The organism is Streptomyces sp. NPDC104761 (assembly GCF_055583445.1).
In genome coordinates, this window is the sequence record NZ_JBVJNZ010000009.1 from 213,997 (window position 1) to 235,669 (window position 21,673).

The 21,673-nt window shown below is 72.7% G+C and carries 22 protein-coding genes; 7 read left to right on the top strand and 15 right to left on the bottom strand.

The features are described from left to right. Nucleotides 1-140 precede the first annotated feature (140 nt). Entirely contained in the window at nt 141-1,094 is a 954-nt protein-coding gene (locus tag ACZ63F_RS25015) for an ROK family protein (RefSeq protein WP_352363060.1), read from the bottom strand. Between the two features lie 213 nt (nt 1,095-1,307). Between ACZ63F_RS25015 and ACZ63F_RS25020 the strand changes: the two genes are divergently transcribed. Both ACZ63F_RS25020 and ACZ63F_RS25025 read left to right on the top strand, forming a co-directional pair. After that, nucleotides 1,308-2,393, top strand: a complete 1,086-nt coding sequence (locus ACZ63F_RS25020) for a LacI family DNA-binding transcriptional regulator (protein WP_469713982.1) — start codon at nt 1,308-1,310, stop codon at nt 2,391-2,393. 189 nt (nt 2,394-2,582) lie between these two features. Then, entirely contained in the window at nt 2,583-3,380 is a 798-nt protein-coding gene (locus ACZ63F_RS25025) for a hypothetical protein (protein ID WP_469713838.1), read from the top strand. Here ACZ63F_RS25025 and ACZ63F_RS25030 read toward each other — a convergent pair. Both ACZ63F_RS25030 and ACZ63F_RS25035 read right to left on the bottom strand, forming a co-directional pair. Beyond that, nucleotides 3,326-5,218 carry a serine/threonine-protein kinase gene (locus ACZ63F_RS25030; protein WP_469713839.1) on the bottom strand — a complete coding sequence of 631 codons (1,893 nt, stop codon included), beginning with the start codon at nt 5,216-5,218 and terminating at the stop codon, nt 3,326-3,328. The two genes, ACZ63F_RS25025 and ACZ63F_RS25030, sit on opposite strands and share 55 nt — an antisense overlap. A 103-nt stretch (nt 5,219-5,321) precedes the next feature. Further along, a complete protein-coding gene (locus ACZ63F_RS25035; protein WP_469713840.1) occupies nt 5,322-6,626 on the bottom strand; it encodes a DUF6986 family protein in 1,305 nt (434 codons plus the stop codon). A 195-nt stretch (nt 6,627-6,821) separates the two neighbouring features. Here ACZ63F_RS25035 and ACZ63F_RS25040 point away from each other — a divergent pair, with 195 nt between their 5' ends. Continuing rightward, entirely contained in the window at nt 6,822-7,766 is a 945-nt protein-coding gene (locus ACZ63F_RS25040) for an endonuclease/exonuclease/phosphatase family protein (RefSeq protein WP_469713841.1), read from the top strand. 61 nt (nt 7,767-7,827) lie between these two features. On the opposite strand, the gene ACZ63F_RS25045 is transcribed toward ACZ63F_RS25040, so the two are convergent. From ACZ63F_RS25045 to ACZ63F_RS25060, 4 genes are all read right to left on the bottom strand, one after another. Then, entirely contained in the window at nt 7,828-8,790 is a 963-nt protein-coding gene (locus tag ACZ63F_RS25045) for an electron transfer flavoprotein subunit alpha/FixB family protein (RefSeq protein WP_351956145.1), read from the bottom strand. Nucleotides 8,791-8,842: 52 nt separating this feature from the next. Further along, nucleotides 8,843-9,631, bottom strand: a complete 789-nt coding sequence (locus ACZ63F_RS25050) for an electron transfer flavoprotein subunit beta/FixA family protein (RefSeq protein WP_469713842.1) — start codon at nt 9,629-9,631, stop codon at nt 8,843-8,845. A 241-nt stretch (nt 9,632-9,872) separates the two neighbouring features. Continuing rightward, a complete protein-coding gene (locus ACZ63F_RS25055) occupies nt 9,873-10,382 on the bottom strand; it encodes a flavin reductase family protein (protein WP_352092088.1) in 510 nt (169 codons plus the stop codon). A gap of 208 nt (nt 10,383-10,590) precedes the next feature. Then, nucleotides 10,591-11,004, bottom strand: a complete 414-nt coding sequence (locus ACZ63F_RS25060; protein WP_469713984.1) for a TlpA family protein disulfide reductase — start codon at nt 11,002-11,004, stop codon at nt 10,591-10,593. Nucleotides 11,005-11,109: 105 nt separating this feature from the next. Here ACZ63F_RS25060 and ACZ63F_RS25065 point away from each other — a divergent pair, with 105 nt between their 5' ends. Continuing rightward, nucleotides 11,110-11,526, top strand: coding sequence for a DUF4395 domain-containing protein (locus ACZ63F_RS25065; RefSeq protein WP_469713843.1), 417 nt, complete (start codon nt 11,110-11,112; stop codon nt 11,524-11,526). Nucleotides 11,527-11,714: 188 nt separating this feature from the next. Beyond that, nucleotides 11,715-12,443 carry a lysophospholipid acyltransferase family protein gene (locus tag ACZ63F_RS25070; protein ID WP_352363077.1) on the top strand — a complete coding sequence of 243 codons (729 nt, stop codon included), beginning with the start codon at nt 11,715-11,717 and terminating at the stop codon, nt 12,441-12,443. 3 nt (nt 12,444-12,446) lie between these two features. On the opposite strand, the gene ACZ63F_RS25075 is transcribed toward ACZ63F_RS25070, so the two are convergent. From ACZ63F_RS25075 to ACZ63F_RS25095, 5 genes are all read right to left on the bottom strand, one after another. After that, nucleotides 12,447-13,148 (bottom strand): B3/B4 domain-containing protein, encoded by a 702-nt coding sequence (locus ACZ63F_RS25075; protein WP_469713844.1) that lies wholly within the window; start codon nt 13,146-13,148, stop codon nt 12,447-12,449. Nucleotides 13,149-13,158: 10 nt separating this feature from the next. After that, nucleotides 13,159-13,752, bottom strand: a complete 594-nt coding sequence (locus ACZ63F_RS25080; RefSeq protein ID WP_469713845.1) for a transglutaminase domain-containing protein — start codon at nt 13,750-13,752, stop codon at nt 13,159-13,161. A gap of 193 nt (nt 13,753-13,945) precedes the next feature. Next, nucleotides 13,946-15,016, bottom strand: coding sequence for a threonine aldolase family protein (locus ACZ63F_RS25085; protein ID WP_469713846.1), 1,071 nt, complete (start codon nt 15,014-15,016; stop codon nt 13,946-13,948). Continuing rightward, nucleotides 15,013-15,759 (bottom strand): SDR family NAD(P)-dependent oxidoreductase, encoded by a 747-nt coding sequence (locus tag ACZ63F_RS25090; RefSeq protein ID WP_351956431.1) that lies wholly within the window; start codon nt 15,757-15,759, stop codon nt 15,013-15,015. The genes ACZ63F_RS25085 and ACZ63F_RS25090 overlap by 4 nt, the downstream gene beginning before the upstream one ends. A gap of 41 nt (nt 15,760-15,800) precedes the next feature. Then, nucleotides 15,801-17,198, bottom strand: a complete 1,398-nt coding sequence (locus ACZ63F_RS25095; RefSeq protein WP_469713847.1) for a DUF6421 family protein — start codon at nt 17,196-17,198, stop codon at nt 15,801-15,803. Between the two features lie 412 nt (nt 17,199-17,610). Here ACZ63F_RS25095 and ACZ63F_RS25100 point away from each other — a divergent pair, with 412 nt between their 5' ends. Further along, nucleotides 17,611-18,294, top strand: coding sequence for a glycerophosphodiester phosphodiesterase (locus tag ACZ63F_RS25100; protein ID WP_390643279.1), 684 nt, complete (start codon nt 17,611-17,613; stop codon nt 18,292-18,294). A gap of 15 nt (nt 18,295-18,309) precedes the next feature. Here ACZ63F_RS25100 and ACZ63F_RS25105 read toward each other — a convergent pair whose 3' ends face one another. Beyond that, the gene (locus ACZ63F_RS25105) at nt 18,310-18,849 is read right to left on the bottom strand and encodes a GNAT family N-acetyltransferase (RefSeq protein WP_469713848.1); all 540 of its coding nucleotides are present in this window, start codon (nt 18,847-18,849) and stop codon (nt 18,310-18,312) included. A gap of 124 nt (nt 18,850-18,973) precedes the next feature. Between ACZ63F_RS25105 and ACZ63F_RS25110 the strand changes: the two genes are divergently transcribed. Continuing rightward, nucleotides 18,974-19,366 carry a VOC family protein gene (locus ACZ63F_RS25110; protein ID WP_469713849.1) on the top strand — a complete coding sequence of 131 codons (393 nt, stop codon included), beginning with the start codon at nt 18,974-18,976 and terminating at the stop codon, nt 19,364-19,366. Between the two features lie 55 nt (nt 19,367-19,421). Here ACZ63F_RS25110 and ACZ63F_RS25115 read toward each other — a convergent pair whose 3' ends face one another. Together ACZ63F_RS25115 and ACZ63F_RS25120 are read right to left on the bottom strand one after the other, a co-directional pair. Beyond that, complete coding sequence (locus ACZ63F_RS25115; protein WP_469713850.1) at nt 19,422-20,018, bottom strand: MarR family winged helix-turn-helix transcriptional regulator; 597 nt, start codon at nt 20,016-20,018, stop codon at nt 19,422-19,424. Next, nucleotides 20,015-21,673 carry an FUSC family protein gene (locus ACZ63F_RS25120; protein WP_469713851.1) on the bottom strand — a complete coding sequence of 553 codons (1,659 nt, stop codon included), beginning with the start codon at nt 21,671-21,673 and terminating at the stop codon, nt 20,015-20,017. The genes ACZ63F_RS25115 and ACZ63F_RS25120 overlap by 4 nt, the downstream gene beginning before the upstream one ends.

Sequence of the window (21,673 nt, forward strand, 5' to 3'; positions counted from 1 at the left end):
CCGGGCGGCCGGCCGCGCCCGCGGGTGGCGCCTGGCGCGAGCGCACCTCCGCCCGCCGACCGGCCGGCCGGCCGGACCTGAACCCCGGCCGACCGGCCTGAACGTTCCTGCGCGGCCCGACGGCCTCCGTCGGACCGGTGTCAGACCCCCGCCGCCTCCGCGTCCGGCCTGGCGGCGAGCGCGGCCGCGGCGGCGCCCACCAGGCCCGCGTCCGTGCCCATCTGGGCCGGTACGACCGTGAGGCGCTGGACGAAGGAGAGGGTCGCGTAGTCGGTGAGGGCCTTGCGCAGAGGCGTGAAGAGGATGTCCCCCGCCTTGCCGACGCCCCCGCCGATCACCGCGATGTCGATCTCGACCAGGGTCGCGGTGGCCGCGATCCCGGCCGCGAGCGCCTGTGCGGCCCGCTCGAAGGAGGCCACCGCGACGGGGTCGCCGGCCCGGGCCGCGGCCGCCACCGCCGCCGCCGAGGTGTCGCCGTCCGGACCGGGCCGCCAGCCGCCCTCCAGCGCGCGCCGGGCGATGTTGGGGCCGCTCGCGATGCGCTCGACACAGCCGCGCGATCCGCAGGGGCAGGGGTCCCCGTCGAGGTCGACACTGATGTGGCCGATGTGACCAGCGTTGCCGGTCGGGCCGGGGTGCAGCCTTCCGCCGAGCACCAGGCCGCCGCCGACGCCCGTCGACACCACCATGCACAGCGCGTTGTCGTGGCCGCGGGCCGCGCCCTGCCAGTGTTCGGCGGCCGTGATGGCGACACCGTCGCCGATCAGCTCGACCGGCAGCCCGCCGGCGGCCGCCCGCACCCGCTCGACGAGCGGATACTCCCGCCAGCCGGGCACGTTGACCGGGCTCACGGTGCCGGCGGAGGCGTCCACCGGGCCCGCGCTGCCGATCCCGAGCGAGCGGGCGCGCCCCCACAGCGGTGAAGCGGCGAGTTCGCCGACCACCTCCTCGACGGCCCCCATGACCGTCTCGCCGTCCTGCTGGGCGGGTGTCGCGCGCTGGGCGCGCGCCTGGATCCGTCCGTGACCGTCCACCAGCGCGCCGGCGATCTTGGTGCCGCCGATGTCGAGGGCCGCCACGAGGTCGGTGTGCATCAGAGTCAGTTCTCCCCGTCAACCATGAGTAGCCGAGTGACACAACAGGCCGGTCAAGCGGTGGGGACGCAGGCCGGAGATTGCGGTGGACAGTCTCCCTTGCATCTGACAACGTTGTCCAGGCTCTATGCTCGACGCCACATCCTCATACAAACCCACGAGTCTGTGTATCCCTGATACAAACCCATGAGCCCAGACACCATCCGTGAGCCCATGCATCCCGTGGACGACAGGACAGGACGCCGCATCGTGCCCGAGACCTCCCGCCGCGCAGACCGTCTCCCCGGCTCCCGTTACGGGACCCGGCCGACGATGAAGGACGTGGCGGCGCGGGCCGGCGTGGGCCTCAAGACGGTGTCGCGGGTGGTCAACGGCGAGCCCGGGGTGACGCCGGACACCGAGCGCCGGGTCCAGGAGGCGATCGACGCGCTGGGCTTCCGCCGCAACGACAGCGCCCGGGTGCTGCGCAAGGGCCGTACCGCGAGCATCGGCCTGGTCCTGGAGGACCTCGCCGACCCGTTCTACGGGCCGTTGAGCCGCGCGGTGGAGGAAGTCGCCCGCGCGCACGGGGCGTTGCTCATCAACGGCTCCAGCGCCGAGGACCCGGAACGGGAGCAGGAGCTGGCGCTCGCGCTGTGCGCGCGGCGGGTGGACGGTCTGGTGGTGATCCCGGCCGGGGACGACCACCGCTATCTGGAGCCGGAGATCAGGGCGGGCGTGGCGACGGTGTTCGTGGACCGCCCGGCCGGGAAGATCGACGCCGACGTGGTGCTCTCCGACAGCTTCGGCGGTGCCCGGGACGGGGTCGCCCACCTGATCGCACACGGCCACCGCCGGATCGGGTTCATCGGCGACATGCCCCACATCCACACGGCGGCCGAGCGGTTGCGCGGTTACCAGGCGGCGATGGAGGACGCCGGGATAGCCGTCGAGGCCGCGTGGACCTCCCTCGGCGTGACGGACCCGGAGCGGGTGCGCCGGGCCGCCGAGGAGATGCTCTCGGGGCCGGAGCCGATCACGGCCATCTTCGCGGGCAACAACCGTGTCACCGTCACCGTGATCCGCGTCCTCGCCGAGCAGCGCCGCCCGGTCGCGCTCGTCGGCTTCGACGACATCGAACTCGCCGAACTGCTGCACCCGGGCCTCACGGTCGTCGCCCAGGACGCGGCCCTGCTCGGCCGCACGGCCGCCGAACGGCTCTTCCGCCAGCTGGACGGCACCCTCATGGCACCCGAGCGCATCGAGCTGCCGACCAGGCTGATCACCCGCGGCTCGGGCGAACTGCCCCCGGCGGACTGAGCCGCCCATGACGGACCGGACACGCACGGGACCGAGCCGCCGCACGGCCACCGGCCGGGAGTTCACCGAATCGAGCCGCGGAAGGACCGGCCGGACACACGCGGCGCCGAGCCGCCCGGCGACCGGTCGGACGCCGGCCGTGCCGAGCCGAACGACGGCCTGTCACCCGCTCACCGATTCGAGCCGCCCGTGACCGGCCGTACGCTCGCCGAGCTGGGCCTCGACGAGGCACCGCGGGACCGTCCGCTGACCTACCCCGGTGCCTGGCCGGCCGACTCCGGGCTGCTCGACGGCGACCGGCTGCTGCCGCTCGGGCGTCTGGTGCACGACGAGGACCGGGTACCGGTGCTCGCGGTCGGCTCCAACGCCTCGCCCGCCCAACTCCAGCACAAGATGGCCGAGTCCGGTGTCACCGGGGCCATTCCCATGGTGCGCGCCCGGGTCCACGGCCTCGACGTCGGCGTCTCCGCGCACGTCAGCCGCCTCGGCTATGTCTCCGCGTCCCCGATCGCGGCCCCGTCGGCGGTACGGGAGCTGTTCGTCCTGTGGCTGGACGGGCGGCAGCTGGAGGTGATCGACGCGAGCGAGGGCGTAGCGCTGCCGAACGGCAACTTCAGGCGGGCCTGGCTGCCCGCCCCGGCCGTCCGCGCCACCCTCGCGGACGGCACGGCGCTCCCCGGCGTGCACGCGTACGTCAACCGGCACGGCGTGCTGCACGACGGCACCGGCGCACCCCGCCGCCACCCCGGCGAGCACGCCCTGCTCACCGAACTCCTCGCGGAGTCGGACGAGTTGAGAGAGCTGTTCGGTGGCACGCCCGAGCAGTTCTGCGCGCGGGCGCGGGCCGACGCGGCCCTGTGCGGGCGGGGCACCCGGCTGTTCGCGGAGCGGAAGTGGGCGGTGGCGTCGGGGCTGGAGCGGTACGTGCGCGCTCAGCAGACAGGAAGTCCGGGCAGCGGCTCGTCGTTCGTGCCGCCCTCGATGTAGACGTCGCTGATGTACACGCCGGTGTTGCCCTTGTCGTCGTCGGTCCGCGCCCACCAGACGTTGGTCCGCCGGCCGTGGGTCTCCCGGCGGCCCAGGTCGGCCTGGCAGTAGAACGAGTGGACGCCCTGGCGGACTCTGCCGGCCTTGACGCCGTCTGCGGTGTAGGACTTGGCGCCGCCGCTGCGCACCTGGCAGGTGTACGTGCCGTCTCCCGCGGGCGCGCAGGCCGGGACAGAGGGTGCGGGGGTGGTGGCCGATGCCGTCGCGGTGGCGGTGGCGGTGGCATCGGCGGTCCCGGAGGGGCTGGGTCCGGGGGTCCGCGCCCCGGAGGGTGTGGCGGAGGCGCCGTCCGCCGGTCCCGCCGGTGCGCCCCCGGCGGCGTGCGTGGCGCTGCCGGGCGGTACGGCGCCCGTCTCCGCGCCCTGCCCCACGGGGTCGGCCCCGGCCGGGTGCCTGGCACCGGTGCCGCGGGCGCTCGCCGAAGCACCGGCCTGCGTCGCGGGCGGCCCCGCGTCCGTCTTCGCCGTCTGCCCCCTTTCGTTGCGTAACGCGACCGTGAGCCCGGTCGCCGTGAGGACGACGGCGACAGCCGCCACGACGAGCAACCGGGCCCGGCGGCGGCTGCGGCCCGGCCGGGCGGGGCTCGTCGGTCCGTCCGGGGCGCCGGGCAGGAGTGCGGGCGCTGGTCTTCGGGCGGGCACCAGCCCGGCACCCGGGGTACCGGCTCCCGTGACGAGTCCCGCGGCGGGCGCCGGAACGAGCTGTCCGACGTGCTCCGGGGCGGACCCCTCCGCGGACTTCCGGACCCGCCCGCCCCCGGCCCCCGCACCGGCCCCCGCACCGGCCTCCTCCTCGGGCCCCAGGACAGGGCCGCCTTCCGCCGGAGGCGCCGCCGACCCGGCCCCGGTCTCCGGCCGCCCGGGCTCCCGCTCCCGCTCCCGCTCCCGCTCCCGCAGGACCGTCGTCGGCATGTCCGGGACCGGTTCCCGGGCCACCGCCCGGAGCAGCGCGCAGGCCTCCTCGGCGTCCGGGCGGGCGTCGGGAAGCTTGTCCATCAGGCGCCGGAGCACGGGCGCGAGCGGGCCGGCCCTGCGAGGCTCCGGGAGGGGCTCGCCGACGATCGCGGTGAGCGTCGAGAAGGTGGACGTACGGCCGAACGGCGAGGCGCCCTCCACGGCGGCGTACAGGGCGGCACCGAGGGCCCAGATGTCGGAGGCCGGGCCGGGGGCCGCGCCCTTGGCCCGCTCGGGCGCCAGGTAGTCGAGGGAACCGACGAGTTCGCCGCTGCCGGTCAGCTGCGTGGCCGAGCCGTCGCCGGGATCCGCCATGGTGGCGATGCCGAAGTCGGTGAGGACGACCCGGCCCGAGCGGTCCAGGAGTATGTTGCCGGGCTTGACGTCGCGGTGCAGGACTCCGGCCCGGTGGGCCGCGGCCAGGGCGTCCATGACCGCGGCGCCGACGCGGGCGGCCTCCTGCGCCCCGAGCGTGCCGCGCTCGCGCAGCAGGTCGTCCAGGGAGGGCCCGTCGACCAGTTCCATGACGATGAGCGGGCGGCCGTCGACCTCGGCTATGTCGTGCACGACGACCACCCCGGGGTGCCGCACCCGGGCGGCGGCCCGCGCCTCGCGCTGCATCCGCAGCCGGAGGTCCGCCAGTTCGGGTCCGGCGCTGTCCGTGTAGGCACGCAACTCCTTGACGGCGACCTCGCGGTCGAGGACCTCGTCGACGGCGCGCCACACCACGCCCATGCCACCGCGCCCGAGCCTGGCCACGACCCGGTACCGCCCTGCCAGCAGGCGACCGGTCCCGTCAGCCTGTCCGTACGAACCCGACACCAAAGCTCCGCCCCTCGCACACACCTCTGAATGGCGCACCAGAGTACGGGGCAGTGACAGGGTCGGTTCAAGTCGGCTGGAGGAGCTGTGACTTGACCGGTACGCGCTACTTTCCGGAGGCCGTCAGATCGCCGCGCCTGGGCATCGCGAAGCCCTCCAGGTCGGCCCGGGTCAGGCCGGTCAGCCGGGCCACCTCACCGTTGTCGAGGGCGCCGCAGTCCAGGCCGCGCAGCAGGTAGCCGCTGAGGGCCTTGGCGGTGGCGGGCTCGTCCATGACGTCGCCGCCGGCGCGGTGGGCGTACCGGGTGAGCCGGGCGGCCGCCTGCTCCAGGCCCTCGCGGTAGAAGGCGAACACGGCCGCGTACCGGGTCGGGAGGTGGCCGGGGTGCATGTCCCAGCCCTGGTAGTAGGCGCGGGCCAGGGCGCGCCGGGTGAGACCGTAGTGCAGCCGCCAGGCGTCGTGCACCTGGGCCGTCGGGCCGACCGGCAGGACGTTGGTGGAGCCGTCCGACACGCGTACCCCGGTACCGGCGGCGGCGACCTGCATGACCGCCTTGGCGTGGTCGGCGGCCGGGTGGTCGCTCGCCTGGTAGGCGGCGGAGACCCCGAGGCAGGCGCTGTAGTCGAAGGTGCCGTAGTGCAGTCCGGTGGCGCGGCCCTCGGCGGCCTGGATCATCCGGGCGACGGTGGCGGTGCCGTCGGTGGCGAGGATGGACTGGCTGGTCTCGATCTGGATCTCGAACCCGATCCGGCCGGGCTCCAGCCCGTGGATCTTCTCGAAGGCCTCCAGGAGCCGGGCCATCGCGGTGACCTGTTCGGGGTAGGTCACCTTGGGCAGGGTCAGCACGAGCCCGGCGGGCAGTCCCCCGGCCGCGATCAGCCCGGTGAGGAAGATGTCGAGGGTGCGGATGCCCCGGTCGCGCACCGGTGCCTCCATGCACTTCATCCGGATGCCCATGTACGGCGCCGCGGTGCCCTCGGCGTACGCCTCCGCGATCAGCCGGGCGGCGCGGGCGGCGGTGGCGTCCTCCTCGGCGTCGGGACGCGGGCCGTAGCCGTCCTCGAAGTCGACGCGCAGGTCTTCCACCGGCTCACGCTCGAGTTTGGCGCGGACCCTGGAGTGGACGGGCTCGGCGAGGTCGTCGGGCAGGCCGAGGACGGCGGCGAAGGCGGCGGCGTCGGGGGCGTGTTCGTCGAGGGCGGCGAGGGCCCGGTCGCCCCAGGAGCGGATCGTGCCGGCCGTGAAGGCGTCGCCGGGGACGTACACGGTGTGGACGGGCTGACGGGTCCCCGGATCACCCGGATAGCGGCGCTCCAGTTCGGCGTCGACGGGTGCGAGGGAGGCGCTGATCTCCTCGCTGACGGCGCCCGCGAGGCTCGTCGCCACCTTCTCCTGCCGGCCCTGACCCATCCCGCACCCTCCTGTTTTCCACTGTACGGAATCAACAATCCGTTGAATGACGGTATCCGGGTGCCGTCGGGGCGGTCAACACCGTGTCCACGGGGCGACACGCCCCCATCTGGGCATGTTCACGCTCATCACACTCCGGGGTATCACACTGCTCAACGCCCGCCCGTCCGGCTTGTGCCCCCTGAAGGAGCCGTCGTGCCGCACCAGCGCCGAGTCACCCGCCGGCTGGGACTGCAGGCCCTGTTGGCCGCAGCGGTCACCGTGCCCCTCTCCAGCGCCGCGATCACCACCTCCGCCGCCTCCGCCGCCGGCTCGCGGGCCCGCCGGGTCGCCACCCTCGCGGCGCCGGCGCGGCCGGCCCCCCGACTCGACGTCATGACCTTCAACCTGCGGTACGCCGGCACCGCCGAGCCCAACAGCTGGGCCGACCGCCGCCCGGTGATGGCCGAACTGCTGCGCCGTGCACGGCCCCAGGTCATGGGCACCCAGGAAGGCCTCTACCAGCAGCTGCGCGACATCGACAGCGACCTCGGACCGCACTACGACTGGGTCGGCACCGGCCGCGAGGGCGGCAGCCGCGACGAGTCCACCGCCCTCTACTACGACATCCGCCGCCTGGAACCGCTGGAGCACTACACCTTCTGGCTCTCCGACACCCCGGAGGTCATCCGCTCCAACACCTGGGGCGCCGCCTTCCCCCGTATCGTCACCTGGGTCCGCTTCCGCGACCTGGCCGACGACGGGCGGGAGTTCTACGTCGCCAACACCCACTTCGACCAGAGGAGCCAGTACGCCCGCGAGCGCAGCGCCACGCTCCTGGTCAAGCGGATCGCGGAGTTCGACCGGAGGCTGCCCGTGGTGGTGACCGGCGACTTCAACGCCTACGCCCACAAGAACCGGGCCTACGACACCCTGGTGGACTCGGGGCTCGTCGACACCTGGGACGCGGCGGAGCACCGCGGCCCGCAGTACGCGACCTTCCACGGTTACCACCGCCTCAAGCCCGACGGTGACCGGATCGACTGGATCCTGACCTCGCCGGGTGTGACCACGTACCGGGCGACGATGGACACGTTCTCGATGCACGGCCAGTTCCCGAGCGACCACCTGCCCGTGCAGGTCTCACTGAGCCTGCGCTGACACGGCGAGGCCCCCGCGACCGGTGTCGGTCGCGGAGGCCTCGGACTGCCTGGGGAGGTGCTCAGCCCTTGCGGGCCTTGACCTCCTCGGTCAGCTGCGGGACGACGTCGAAGAGGTCGCCGACCACGCCGAAGTCGACCAGCTCGAAGATCGGGGCCTCGGCGTCCTTGTTGACGGCCACGATGGTCTTCGAGGTCTGCATGCCCGCGCGGTGCTGGATCGCGCCGGAGATGCCGTTGGCGATGTACAGCTGCGGGGAGACGGACTTGCCGGTCTGGCCGACCTGGTTGGTGTGCGGGTACCAGCCGGCGTCGACGGCGGCACGCGAGGCGCCGACGGCCGCGCCGAGGGAGTCGGCGAGGGCCTCGATGATCGCGAAGTTCTCGGCGCCGTTGACGCCGCGGCCGCCGGAGACCACGATCGCGGCCTCGGTCAGCTCCGGGCGCCCGGTCGACTCACGCGGGGTACGGCCGGTCACCTTGGTGCCGGTCGCCTTGTCAGAGAAGGTCACCGCGAGGGCTTCGACCGCACCGGCGGCCGGGGCGGCCTCGACGGCGGCACTGTTGGGCTTGACCGTGATGACCGGGGTGCCCTTGGAGACGCGGGACTTGGTCGTGAAGGACGCGGCGAACACCGACTGGGTGGCCACCGGGCCCTCGTCGCCGGCCTCCAGGTCGACGGCGTCGGTGATGATGCCGGAGCCGATGCGCAGCGCGAGGCGGGCGGCGATCTCCTTGCCCTCCGCGGAGGAGGGGACCAGGACGGCGGCCGGGGACACCTGCTCGACGGCGGCCTGCAGGGCGTCCACCTTCGGGACGACCAGGTAGTCGGCGTACTCGGACGCGTCGTGGGTGAGGACCTTCACCGCGCCGTGCTCGGCCAGCGCGGCGGCGGTGTCGGCGGCGCCGTTGCCCAGCGCGACGGCGACGGGCTCGCCGATGCGGCGGGCCAGGGTCAGCAGCTCCAGAGTGGGCTTGCGGACGGCACCGTCCACGTGGTCGACGTAGACGAGGACTTCAGCCATGGGAATGCTCTCCTGCTTGGATCAGTTGAGGGGCGGTCGGCGCGTGCGGGGCTCAGATGAACTTCTGGCCCGCGAGGAACTCGGCGAGCTGCTTGCCGCCCTCGCCCTCGTCCTTGACGATCGTGCCCGCGGTGCGGGCCGGACGCGCGGTGGCGTCCTGGACCGTGGTCCAGGCACCCTCCAGGCCGACCTCCTCCGCCTCGAGGTCGAGGTCGGACAGGTCCCAGGACTGAACCGGCTTCTTCTTGGCGGCCATGATGCCCTTGAAGGACGGGTAACGCGCCTCACCGGACTGGTCGGTGACGGACACGACCGCCGGCAGGGAGGCCTCCAGCTGCTCGCTCGCGGCGTCGCCGTCGCGGCGGCCCTTGACCGTGCCGTCCTCGACCGAGACCTCGGAGAGCAGGGTGACCTGCGGGACGCCCAGGCGCTCGGCGAGCAGGGCCGGCACGACGCCCATGGTGCCGTCGGTGGAGGCCATGCCGGAGACGACCAGGTCGAAGCCGGCCTTCTCGATCGCCTTGGCCAGCACCAGCGAGGTGCCGATGGCGTCGGTGCCGTGCAGGTCGTCGTCCTCGACGTGGATCGCCTTGTCCGCGCCCATCGACAGCGCCTTGCGCAGCGCGTCCTTGGCGTCCTCGGGACCCACGGTCAGCACGGTGACCTCAACGTCGTCGTCCGAGTTCTCCGCGATCTGCAGCGCCTGCTCGACCGCGTACTCGTCCAGCTCGGAGAGGAGACCGTCCACGTCGTCACGGTCGACGGTCAGGTCATCGGCGAAGTGCCGGTCGCCAGTGGCGTCGGGCACGTACTTCACAGTGACAACGATCCTCAGGCTCACGCCGGCTCTCCTACTGCATCGTCTTTTCTGGGCTGCCTCTTGCAGGCAGCATAGGCGCCTCAAGCGGCTCATCCCGGTCGGGGCGGCCGCGCGCTCCGAACGAAATATTACTCACCAGTACACCCAGTTCGTTCCCGCTAAGCAAGCGCTTTGAACTGTGACCTTCGCAACGCAGCGTAACCGGAACTCGACGCGTTCGCAGAACGAGGGGCGTGTGAACCGCGGAACCAGGGGTGTGTGATCAGTCCCGCAGCCCGTTGAAGGCGCCCTGGTGGTAAAGGAGCGGCCGGCCGGCGCGGGAGGGATCGCCGACGAGCACCTCGGCGAGCACGATCCGGTGGTCACCGGCCGGCACCCGCGCCACGACCCGGCACACCAGCCACACCAGCACGTCGTCGAGGACCGGGACGCCCTCGTGGCCGTCCCGCCAGCTGGTGGGCGACCCGAACCGGTCGGCGCCGCTGCGCGCGAAGGTGGCCGCGAGCTCCGCCTGGTGCTCGCCGAGGATGTGGACGCCGATGTGCTCGGCGGTGGATATCGCGGGCCAGCTGGAGGCGCCCGTACCGACGCCGAAGGAGAGCATCGGGGGCTCGGCGGAGACGGAGGTGAGGGAGGTGGCGGTGAAGCCGACCGGGCCGTGGGCGCCGCGTGCGGTGATCACCGCCACACCGGCCGCGTGCCGCCGGAAGGCGGAGCGGAGCAGGTCGGGAGAGGCGAGCCGGGTGGCGCCGAGGTCGGGTATGGCCGTCATGGAGTTGTCCTTCTGCGGGAGGCGGTCGTCGGGGCCGGGGCTGCTCAACAGCCCGGACAGCGCGCGCTCGCGGTGCGGGCCAGGTCCACGTGGACCCGTCCGAAGAGAAGGAGTTCCTGAGGCATACGGTCAGGCTGACGATAGGTGGTGCGCCCAGTCAAGTACGTTCCGCGATATGGGAGGTGCCTCACCGTCATCGTCATGGCCGTCAGACCGCCTCGCCCAGCGCGGCGATGACGTCCGCCTTGCGGGGCTGTCCGGTGGCCCGGCGCACCACCCGGCCGGCCGCGTCGAGCACCAGCACGGTGGGGGTCTTGAGGATCTCCAGCTCGCGTACGAGGTCCAGGCGGGCCTCGGCGTCGATCTCGACGTGGGTGACGCCGGGGACCATCCCGGCGACCTCGCCCAGCACCCGCCGGGTGGCCCGGCAGGGGGCGCAGAAGGCGCTGGAGAACTGCACCAGCGTGGCCCGTTCACCCAGTTCGCCGCCGAGTTCGGCCGCCCCGAGCCGCTTGCCGTCGTCGCGCCCGCGCACCCTCACCCTCCCGCTCCGCCGCCTGTGCAGCACTCCGTACACGCCCGCCGCCGCGAGCACCGCCACGCACACCACCAGTCCGGTCATCACCGGACAAGGATCCACGAGACGGCTCACCGCAGGGAAAAGCGTTCACGAGACTGCAAAGATTCCCGACTCCCCTGCCGGCCCGTGGGGCGGAATCCTGGGTTCATGGACATCGACGCACGTGGGCCGCGTTTCGCGGCGGCCGTGACGACGGTCGTACTGGCCGCCGCACTCATCACCCAAAACCCCTGGATCCTCGCCTGGCAGACGCTGGCGTTCGCGCTCGGCGCGGCCGGCGGGGTGACCCGATCGCCCTACGACTGGGCATTCCGGACACTCGTACGACCGCGCCTCGGCGCCCCGAGCGAGTTCGAGCCGCCGGAGCCCCCGCGGTTCGCACAGGCGGTCGGACTGGTCTTCGCGGGGCTCGGTCTGACCGGATTCGGGCTGGGCTCCGCATGGTTGGGCCTCGCGGCGACCGGCCTCGCGCTCGCCGCGGCCTTCCTCAATGCGGCGTTCGGGTACTGCCTTGGGTGCGAGATGTTCCTGCTCATGCGGCGGTTGACGGCCCGCCCGGAGTAAAGGCACGTTAAAAGCGCGAGGTGGATCAAGGGGCCCAACGTGACGAGAATCTCGCCACGCCCGGGCACCAGGGCTGGCTCCCCGTCCGTTCTTCGGGCACGATCTGCGAGACGCCGTAAACCTACGGCTCCGTAACTTCCCGCCGGGAGCCCCTTTCCCAGGCAGAGCAGAAAGGGTCCGCCCCGCCCATGGCAGAGCTGGTCTACCGTCCCGTCATCGGTTTCGCCAAGACGCTGTTCAAGGTCTGGGACCTCAAGATCGACTGCCAGGGTTCGGAGAACATCCCGCGCTCGGGCGGCGCCGTGCTGGTGAGCAATCACATCAGCTACCTGGACTTCGTCTTCGACGGCCTGGCCGCGCTGCCGCAGAAGCGCCTGGTGCGGTTCATGGCGAAGGAGTCGGTGTTCCGGCACCGGATCTCCGGCCCGCTGATGCGCGGGATGAAGCACATCCCGGTGGACCGCAATCAGGGTGAGACCGCCTACGAGCACGCGCTGGAGTCGCTGAAGTCCGGTGAGATCGTGGGGGTCTTCCCGGAGGCCACGATCTCCCAGTCCTTCACGCTGAAGAGCTTCAAGTCGGGTGCCGCGCGTCTCGCGCAGGAAGCCGGCGTCCCGCTCGTGCCGATGGCCCTGTGGGGCACCCAGCGCATCTGGACCAAGGGCCAGCCGCGCAACTTCAAGCGGAACCACCTGCCCATCACCGTCCGGGTCGGCGAGCCGGTCGACGCGCCCCGGGACCAGTACGCGGGCGCCATCACCCGCCGGCTGCGCGAGCGCGTCCAGGAGCTCCTCGACGCCGCCCAGCGCGCCTACCCCGCCCGCCCGAAGGACGCCTCCGACACCTGGTGGCTCCCCGCCCACCTGGGCGGCACGGCCCCCACGCTGGACCAGCTGAAGGCCGCCGAGGCGGTCTGAGTCTCAGCCCGCCGGCTCGGGCGCGCGCACCTCGACACGGGCGCCCGGGCTGAACTTCGCCAGCAGCTCGGCGAGTTCGGCGCCCGCCGCCACGGCGTCCGGCACCGGCATCGGGGCGAGGCTCTCCAGCAGGAAGACGGCCGAGGTCGTCCGCTCCGTGAGGCGGGTGCGCGGGCCCTGGCGCCAGTTCCAGCGACGGCAGGTGACGCCGGCGTCGTCGCACCACACGACCTCACCGGCATCGGGGTGCTCGACGGTCTCCTCGCCCCCGGCCACGGTCACGAAGTCCTCCTCGCCCCTGGCACGGACGAGGCGCATGGCGCCCTGGATCAGGCCGAGGTCCTCACCTCCGACCGGAATCAGGTGGGCGACGCTGATGGCGTTGTAGAGGTCCACGAGCAGGTTGATCCGGGGCAGGCCGCCGTCCGCGAGGGCCCGCTTCGCCAGCGCCTCCGCCGAGTTGCGGGTGCGGGACGGCTTGGAGCCGAAGGCCGTGTAGACGGCCCGCCAGGCCACCATGTGCGGGTCCTCGTGCGGGGCGCGCCCGTCGAGGCGTACGGCCAGGCGGCGGGCCGCGTCGTCGAGGAGCGCCGAACTCGCCTCCGTACTGGGGCCGTTGACCAGGCCGTGGGCCTCGATGACGAGGTGCGTGAAGCCGGGCGCGAGGGCGCGCACCTCGTCGGACACGGTGAGCGTGAGAGTCATGGGCCTTGCCTCAGAGTGCGGTGGGGAGCGTCTTCCAGAGGTGCGGGCGGTCCAGTGCCGCCTGGAGGGCGCCGAGCACGGCCGGATGAGGTTCAGCATACAGGACCGGATAGTCCATCTCATTGGACTGCGGATCGGGGACCCAGGCCAGCCGTTCGCCGGCGAGGGAGAACTGCGCGTCCACTCCCGGCTTGTTGCCGCGCGGGTCCTGCCGGTGCCAGGCGCCGTGGAAGCGGACGGCGACCAGGCCGTGCACGACGTGACCACCGGCGTCGTCGTGCGTGAGGCGCTGGTAGCACAGGGCCGTGGGGATGTCCTCGGCACGCAGCAGGGCGGCCAGGGCATGGGCCTTGGCATGACAGATGCCGGTACGCCGCTCCAGCACGTCCGAGGCACGCCAGGTCACGCGCAGATCGCCGGAGTCCTGGGAGTGCGGGATGGCGTCCCGCACGAATTCATAGGCCGCCCGCGCATAGGCATACGAGTCCTCGACTCCCGCAGCCAGCCGAGCGGCCGTCTCAAGTACCAGCGGATGGCCATGGTCGATGACCTCGTCAGCAGCCAAGTAGGCAGACAGGTCAGCGGTTTTCTGGATCAGCTCCATGCCGGCAGAGCATATGAATGCGATCACCCGGGCGTCAATGAGTTTACAACAGACCGCATATCTATGCGATGAGGTGGACTCTGCGGCGCCCCTTCAGGGGCGCGGGGCTGTGTCAAAATGCGGCTCCGCCGCGTGGGCGCGATGAGCCCCGACGGCGCCGCAGCCAGAAGACCACGGCGCCCCGGCGGAGCCCTCAGCGCGCCATCTCCTCCTTGAGCGCCGCCACGAACGCGTCCACGTCCTCCTCGGTCGTGTCGAAGGCGCACATCCAGCGCACGTCCCCGGCCGCCTCGTCCCAGAAGTAGAACCGGAAGCGCTTCTGCAGGCGCAGGCTCACGTCGTGCGGGAGCCGTGCGAAGACGCCGTTGGCCTGCACCGGGTGGAGGATCTCCACGCCGTGCACGGCCCGGACGCCCTCGGCGAGCCGCTGGGCCATCGCGTTGGCGTGCCGGGCGTTGCGCAGCCACAGGTCCTTGGCGAGCAGGGCCTCCAACTGGACCGACACGAAGCGCATCTTGGACGCCAGCTGCATGGACAGCTTGCGCAGGTGCTTCATGTGGCTGACGGCGTCCTGGTTGATCACCACGACCGCCTCGCCGAAGATCGCGCCGTTCTTGGTGCCGCCCAGGGAGAGGATGTCCACGCCGACGGCGTTGGTGAAGGTGCGCATCGGGACGTCCAGGGAGGCCGCCGCGTTGGCTATCCGGGAGCCGTCGAGGTGCACCTTCATGCCGTGCGCGTGGGCATGCTCGCAGATCGCGCGGATCTCGTCGGGCGTGTAGAGGGTGCCCAGCTCGGTGCTCTGGGTGATGGACACCACCTGCGGCATCGCGCGGTGCTCGTCGTCCCAGCCGTACGCCTGCCGGTCGATGAGCTCCGGGGTGAGCTTGCCGTCGGGGGTGGGCACGGTGAGCAGCTTGAGCCCGCCCATGCGCTCGGGGGCGCCGCCCTCGTCCACGTTGATGTGGGCGCTCTCGGCGCAGATCACCGCGCCCCAGCGGTCGGTGACCGCCTGGAGCGCGACGACGTTGGCGCCGGTGCCGTTGAAGACCGGGAAGGCCTCCGCCGTGGCCCCGAAGTGGCTGCGGACGATCCGCTGGAGGTTCTCCGTGTACTCATCCTCGCCGTACGCCACCTGGTGGCCGCCGTTGGCGAGGGCCAGGGCGGCCAGTACCTCGGGGTGGGCTCCGGCGTAGTTGTCACTGGCGAAACCGCGGACCTGCGGGTCGTGGTGGCGACGCGCGTCGGTCTTCGGAGGGTTCACGGCTTCTCGGTCAGCCACAGACGGTTCCCGTTCACTTCGGCGGCGGACTTGCTCCAGACGCCCTCGATGGCCTCGGCCAGGTCCTTGACGTCCGTGAAGCCCGCGAACTTCGCGTTGGGCCGCTCGGCGCGCATCGCGTCGTGCACCAACGCCTTCACCACCAGGATGGCAGCGGCGGAGGTCGGACCCTCGGGCCCCCCGGCCTTGCGGAAGTAGTCGGCCAGCGCGAGCGTCCACGCCTCGGCGGCGGCCTTGCCCGCGGCGTACGCGGCGTTGCCCGCGGTGGGCCTGCTCGCGGCGGCGGCGCTGATCAGGACGTACCGGCCGCGCTCGCTGCGCTGCAGCGCCTCGTGGAAGGCGAGGGAGGTGTGCTGCACGGTCTTGACGAGCAGCAGCTCCAAAAAGTCCCAGTCGTCCAGGCTGGTCTTGGTGAAGGTCTCGCTGCCCCGCCAGCCGCCCACCAGGTGCACGAGACCGTCGACGCGCCCGAAGTCCTTCTCGATGTGGGTGGCCCAGTCCCGGGTGGACTGGAGGTCGAGCAGGTCCACCGTGTCACCGGTGACGGTCGCGCCGCCGGAGGCGTAGCGGGCCGCGTCCACCGCCTCCGACAGGCGCTGCGGGTCGTTGTCCGCCCCGACGACGGTCGCGCCGGCCTCGGCCAGCCGCATCAGCGTCGCGCGCCCCGCGGGTCCGCCCGCGCCGGCCACCGCGATCACCGCACCTCTGAGAGCCCCGTTGCCCACCATGTCGTTCCCCTCTTGAGCCGTGTTCCGCAGCCCGTCGCTCACGCGGCGACCGGCTCGGCGCTGTCCGCGGTGATGCCCTTGGTCTCGGCGATCACGTTCTTCAGCTTCTTGGACAGGGCCTCGTAGAACATGCTCAGCGGAAACTCGTCGGGAAGCACGTCGTCCACGAGCTTGCGCGGCGGAAGCGTCAGGTCCAGGGCGTCCGGGCCCTTGGCCCACCGGGAGCCCGGGTGCGGCGCGAGGTAGGTGGCGACCAGCTCGTACCCGGCGAACCAGTGGACGAGCTTCGGGCGGTCGATGCCGTCCTTGTACAGCTTCTCGATCTCGGCGCACAGCTGGTTGGTCACCTGCGGGGCGCGCTCCCAGTCGATGGCGAGCTTGTTGTCGGTCCAGCGCACCACGTCGTGCTTGTGCAGGTAGGCGAAGAGCAGCTGGCCGCCGAGCCCGTCGTAGTTGCGGACCCGGTCGCCGGTGACCGGGAAGCGGAACATGCGGTCGAAGAGCACCGCGTACTGCACGTCCCGGGCCTGCGGGACGCCGTCGGCCGCCAGCTTCACGGCCTCCTTGAAGGCGGTGAGGTCGCAGCGCAGTTCCTCCAGGCCGTACATCCAGAACGGCTGGCGCTGCTTGATCATGAACGGGTCGAACGGCAGGTCGCCGTGGCTGTGGGTGCGGTCGTGGACCATGTCCCACAGGACGAAGGCCTCCTCGCAGCGCTTCTGGTCGTGGACCATCGCGGCGATGTCCTCGGGGAGTTCGAGGCCCAGGATGCCGACGGCGGCGTCGGTGACCCGGCGGAAGCGGGCCGCCTCGCGGTCGCAGAAGATGCCGCCCCAGGAGAATCGTTCCGGCGCCTCGCGCACGGCGATGGTCTCGGGGAAGAGGACGGCGGAGTTGGTGTCGTAGCCGGCCGTGAAGTCCTCGAACTTGATGCCGCAGAAGAGCGGGTTGTCGTACCGGGTGCGCTCCAGCTCGGCCAGCCAGTCCGGCCAGACCATGCGGAGCACGACCGCCTCCAGGTTGCGGTCCGGGTTGCCGTTCTGCGTGTACATCGGGAAGACGACCAGGTGCTGGAGGCCGTCCGCGCGGCCCGCCGCGGGCTGGAAGGCGAGCAGCGAGTCGAGGAAGTCGGGCACCTGGAAGCCGCCGACGGCCCAGCGCCGCAGGTCCGTCACCAGCGCGTGGTGGTAGTCGGCGTCGTGCGGGAGCAGCGCGGACAGCTCTTCCACGGCCTCGACGACACGCCGCACGGCCGCCTCGGCGTCGGCCCGTGCGGGCGCACCCTCGGCCTCGAAGTCGATGGATCCGTCCTTCGACTGCCATGGCCGGATCCGCTCCACGGCATCCTTGAGCACGGGCCACGCCGGGTGCTCGACCACCCTGGTCACCGGAGAGACCTGTCCCTCCGAACCCGCCTGCACAAGAATTTCCGTCATGACCCATCCTCCACGGGAGAAGCTTCCGTAGGGACACCGTATGCGTACGGGGTTTCTCCCAGCAAGGGGACCCTCCGGAAATTATCCTGCGGCGTCCCCTCTTCACCGCGCTTTTTCCTGTGCGAAACCGTGAAGGCGCTCACATTCACTACGACCTGTGACGAGGCGTCAGCTCCGGTGGACCGCACGGATCCGGCCGGTCAATGGGCGAGGGGACGCGCCCACCACCGGGTGACCGCCGACCGGGGCACGGGCCAGGTGCCGCGCGCCCGCCACACCAATCCCCCCGTGTAGGTACGGGTTCATCGCGACGGGCGGCCATTAGGCTGCGCCCAGCCGCGTGGACAGCGACGTCCGTCGTACGGTCCGCACGTCTGCCCCACCGCCGCCGTCGACGGAAGCGAGTTGAATCTTGAACTTCCTTACCATCGGTCACCGCGGAGTCATGGGCGTCGAGCCCGAGAACACCCTCCGTTCCTTCGTCGCCGCCCAGCAGGCCGGCCTCGACCTGATCGAACTCGATCTTCACCTCAGCAAGGACGGCGCGCTGGTCGTCATGCACGACGCGGAGGTGGACCGCACGACCGACGGCACCGGACCGATCGCCGAGAAGACCCTGGAGGAGCTGCGCGGGCTGGACGCGGGCCGGGGCGAGCGGGTGCCGGTGTTCGAGGAGGTCCTGGACGCGGTGCGGACGCCGCTGCAGGCCGAGATCAAGGACGTGGCCGCGGCCAGGGCGCTGGCCGAGGTCATGCAGCGGCGGGACCTGGTGTCCCGGGTGGAGGTGTCCTCGTTCCACGACGAGGCGGTCGCCGAGATCGCCCGGCTGGTGCCGGGGGTGCGCACCGCGCTGATCGCCAGCCGCTACGGCACCGATGTCGTGGAGCGGGCCCAGGAGGCGGGCGCGGCCACCGTGTGCCTGAACATCCGCAGGCTGACCCTGGAGGTCGTCGAGCACGCCCGCAAGGCGGACCTGCGGGTCATCGGCTGGGTGGTGAACACCCAGGACGATCTGCGGCTGGTGCGCGCGCTCCAGCTCGACGGTGCGACGACCGACTACCCGGAGATCAAACGCACCGCCCGCTTCACGGCCTGACCAGTCGCCCGCGCCTCACACCAGCTGCTTGACCAGCAGCTCGAACTCGAGGCCGGCGCGCAGCGGAATGCCGAAGCGCTCCTCGCCGTACGGGAACGGGGTCGTCTTTCCCGTACGGCGGTAGCCGCGCCGCTCGTACCAGGCGATGAGGTCCTCGCGCACCGAGATCACCGTCATGTGCATCTCGGTCGCACCCCAGTCCTCCCGCGCCTGGCGCTCCGCCTCGGCGATGACGGCCTTGCCGAGGCCGGCGCCCTGGAGGGCGGGGCTCACCGCGAACATGCCGAAGTAGGCGTGGTCGCCACGGTGTTCGAGCTGGCAGCAGGCGACGACCCCGCCGTCCCGCTCGACGACGAGCAGCTTGCCGTCCGGCGCCTTGATCACTTCGAGGACGCCCTCCGGGTCGGTGCGCTGCCCCTCCAGGATGTCCGCCTCGGTGGTCCAGCCGGCCCGGCTGGCGTCGCCCCGGTAGGCCGACTCGATCAACGCGACCAGGACGTCCACGTCGGCGTCGGTGGCGTCGCGGAAGGCCGGTCCGGCGGCGGCGTTCTCCATGGGCGGGTTCTCCGTTCTCCAGCGCTACTGAGCCGGCCCCGAGCCTATCCCTGCGGCCCTGCTCCTCTTCGCGGCACCCGTGCCACCCGGCTCCCGCCGTGGCCTGCCACTACGCTCCGGTCGCATGGTGCATGTACTGAGCAGCCGTACGCTGATCCACCCCACCGACCCCGAGCGGTCCCGCGCCTTCTACGGTGAGCGGCTCGGTCTCGCCGTCTACCGCGAGTTCGGCGAGGGCCCGGAGCGCGGCACGGTCTACTTCCTCGGCGGCGGGTTCCTGGAGGTCTCCGGCCGGTCGGACACGCCGCCCTCGCCGGCCGTGCAGCTGTGGCTGCAGGTCGCGGACGCTTCGGCGGCGCACGAGGAGCTGGTGGCGAAGGGCGTCGCGATCGTGCGCCCGCCCGTGAAGGAGCCGTGGGGCCTGGTCGAGATGTGGGTCGCCGATCCGGACGGGACCCGGATCGTGCTGGTGGAGGTACCGGCCGACCACCCGCTGCGGTACCGGCCGCAGATCTGAGCGGTCGGACGGCAGTGCCGCGCCGTGGCGCAGGTCGTCTGCGGCGCCGCCGGGATCAGACCCGCAGCACGCCCGTCCTGCCCTCCAGCCGGCCCAGCAACTCCGCGAGGAGCCCCGCCAGTTCGCCCTGTCCCTCGGGGGCGAGGACGGACAGCACGGCCGTCTCGTAGGCGAGCTGCTCGGGCAGGATGCCGTCGACGAGGTCGCGCCCCGCGTCGGTGAGGCGGAGGTGGGCGACCCTGCGGTCACGGGCGTCGCCGCGCCGCTCGACCAGGCCGCGCTCGGTGAGCTGCTTGAGGCGTTTGGTGACGGCGGCGCCGGAGGAGAAGGTCTCCTTGGCGAGTTCGCCCGGGGTCAGCTCGTGACCGGTGCGGCGCAGCGCGCCGAGCAGGTCGAACTCGGGGCGGCTGAGGCCGGCCCGGCGCAGCGGGGCGTCCTCGGCCTGCTGGAGGAGGGCTGCGCAGCGGTTGATCCGGCCGATGACCTCCATGGGACCCGTGTCCAGCGCGGGATGGACGCTCCGCCACTGCCGGACCACGGCCGCGACCGTGTCGTCCCGGCCGGCGCCACCGCCCGCACCGCCTCCCACACGGCCTCCCGCGCCCCCGTCCGCGTCGCTCCCGGCCGCCGGTCGTCCGCTGGTCGCCGTCATGGCCGTACGTCCTCCGTTGTCCTCGCGCCGTCCCAGGAGTGCGCTTCCTGGCGTCGTACCGTCGCGGCGAGCGTACGGTGTCCGGACAGCTCGGCGAGCACGACCCGCTCCTGGGGCAGCGCGCGCTGCCACCACTCCCCGGACGCGGCGTCGGCCGCCGCGCGCAGGTCGGCCAGGGCCGCGGACAGGGCGCGCCGGGCGGCCTCCAGGGCGCGCGGGGCCGGCTGCGGCCCGGCGAGCAGGCGGGCGGCCTGTTCGCGGGTCTGTTCGACGGCGGTCAGGGCGTCTCCGATGCGGTCGCCGGCCCGGCGGTTGGTGACGACGACGGCGGTCGCGAAGCCGACGAGCGCGCCGACCAGGGTGTCCACGACCCGCTCGGTGATCAGCTGTCCCGCGTCCTGGGTGCGGGCGAACTCGGTGACCAGCAGGGCCATCGGGGTGACGCAGACGCTGCCGAGCCAGTAGTTGCGGCCGATCAGTGCCTCGGCGCCGAAGTTGAAGGCGAGGCAGCACAGCACCAGGGCGGCCGGGTGGAGGTGGGCGAGCGGTACGACGGCGGCGAAGACGAGGACACCGACGAGGTTGCCCACGACGCGCTGGACGCCCCGGCTCCAGGTGAGGGTGACGTTGGCCTGGTAGAGGGAGGCGGCGGTGACCAGCGCCCAGTAGGGGCGGCCGACACCCAGGGCGAGGGAGGCGTAGCCGGCCAGGGCGCAGCCGAGCGCGGTGCGGACGGCGAAGGGGGCGAGTGGGCCGAGCCGGCGCCACAACGGGCGCCGCGGGACGGAGAGTTCGGCGTCGATGCCGAGCAGGTCGTCGTCGGCGCCGGCGACCCGTGGGACGCGTCCGGTGCCGCCGAGGGCGCGGGCCCAGCCGCTCAGCAGCGCCGGGTCGGCGTCGGCCGGGGCGGCGAGGGCGACCTCGGCGCGGACGACGAGGTGTTCGAGGGCGCGCCGGGTGCGGTCGGTGCGGGCGCCGGTGGCCAGCAGGGACTGCCAGGCGGCCTGCACGGCGGCGGCCGCGGCGGCCCGGGCCCGGTCGTGGCCGTCGTCGGTGCCGCGGGTGTCGGCGTAGGCGGCGGTGGCGTTCAGGGCCCGGGCGGTGGCCCGGCGCTCGGGGCCGTGCGGGCGCAGCAGCCCGGGGGCCATGCCGACCAGCCAGGCCCAGGCGCCCGCCGCGAGCGCGAGTCCGACGTGGCCGGGGACCTGGCCGAGGGCCTGCGGGGCGAACAGGGAGGCGGAGCTGATGAAGGTGAGGACCACGTTCCCGGGCGGGCCGACGCGGGTGGCGTCGCAGAGGACCTTCTGCACCGCGGCCATGAGCGCGCCGACGGTGACCAGGACGACCGCGTAGGTGGTGAGCGAGGCGGCGGTCAGGGCGACGGCGAGGCCGCCGACCATGCCGAGGATCACCCACGCCAGGGTGCGGGCGCGGGCGGGGTAGGGGCGGTTGTGGCCGTAGAGGGCGCACAGCGATCCGGCCATCGTGTACATCGCCAGGTCGAGGCGGCCGAGGGCCAGCAGGGCCAGGTTGGGCGGGGCGACCGCGGCGACCACGCTGCAGGCGGGCTTGAACCAGATGTCGGAGGGCCGGCCGAGGCGCAGCGCACCGGCGAGGGGCAGGCGGCGGGTGGTCGGAGGGGGCGCGGTGCTCAT

Excerpts from the sequence above, each read along its gene's own strand:
- ACZ63F_RS25015 (WP_352363060.1), bottom strand. The coding sequence starts at position 1,094 with ATGCACACCGACCTCGTGGCGGCCCTCGACATCGGCGGCACCAAGATC.
- ACZ63F_RS25020 (WP_469713982.1), top strand. The coding sequence starts at position 1,308 with ATGCATCCCGTGGACGACAGGACAGGACGCCGCATCGTGCCCGAGACC.
- ACZ63F_RS25035 (WP_469713840.1), bottom strand. The coding sequence starts at position 6,626 with ATGGGTCAGGGCCGGCAGGAGAAGGTGGCGACGAGCCTCGCGGGCGCC.
- ACZ63F_RS25045 (WP_351956145.1), bottom strand. The coding sequence starts at position 8,790 with ATGGCTGAAGTCCTCGTCTACGTCGACCACGTGGACGGTGCCGTCCGC.
- ACZ63F_RS25055 (WP_352092088.1), bottom strand. The coding sequence starts at position 10,382 with ATGACGGCCATACCCGACCTCGGCGCCACCCGGCTCGCCTCTCCCGAC.
- ACZ63F_RS25060 (WP_469713984.1), bottom strand. The coding sequence starts at position 11,004 with ATGACCGGACTGGTGGTGTGCGTGGCGGTGCTCGCGGCGGCGGGCGTG.
- ACZ63F_RS25065 (WP_469713843.1), top strand. The coding sequence starts at position 11,110 with ATGGACATCGACGCACGTGGGCCGCGTTTCGCGGCGGCCGTGACGACG.
- ACZ63F_RS25070 (WP_352363077.1), top strand. The coding sequence starts at position 11,715 with ATGGCAGAGCTGGTCTACCGTCCCGTCATCGGTTTCGCCAAGACGCTG.
- ACZ63F_RS25075 (WP_469713844.1), bottom strand. The coding sequence starts at position 13,148 with ATGACTCTCACGCTCACCGTGTCCGACGAGGTGCGCGCCCTCGCGCCC.
- ACZ63F_RS25080 (WP_469713845.1), bottom strand. The coding sequence starts at position 13,752 with ATGGAGCTGATCCAGAAAACCGCTGACCTGTCTGCCTACTTGGCTGCT.
- ACZ63F_RS25095 (WP_469713847.1), bottom strand. The coding sequence starts at position 17,198 with ATGACGGAAATTCTTGTGCAGGCGGGTTCGGAGGGACAGGTCTCTCCG.
- ACZ63F_RS25105 (WP_469713848.1), bottom strand. The coding sequence starts at position 18,849 with ATGGAGAACGCCGCCGCCGGACCGGCCTTCCGCGACGCCACCGACGCC.
- ACZ63F_RS25110 (WP_469713849.1), top strand. The coding sequence starts at position 18,974 with ATGGTGCATGTACTGAGCAGCCGTACGCTGATCCACCCCACCGACCCC.
- ACZ63F_RS25115 (WP_469713850.1), bottom strand. The coding sequence starts at position 20,018 with ATGACGGCGACCAGCGGACGACCGGCGGCCGGGAGCGACGCGGACGGG.
- ACZ63F_RS25120 (WP_469713851.1), bottom strand. The coding sequence starts at position 21,673 with ATGAGCACCGCGCCCCCTCCGACCACCCGCCGCCTGCCCCTCGCCGGT.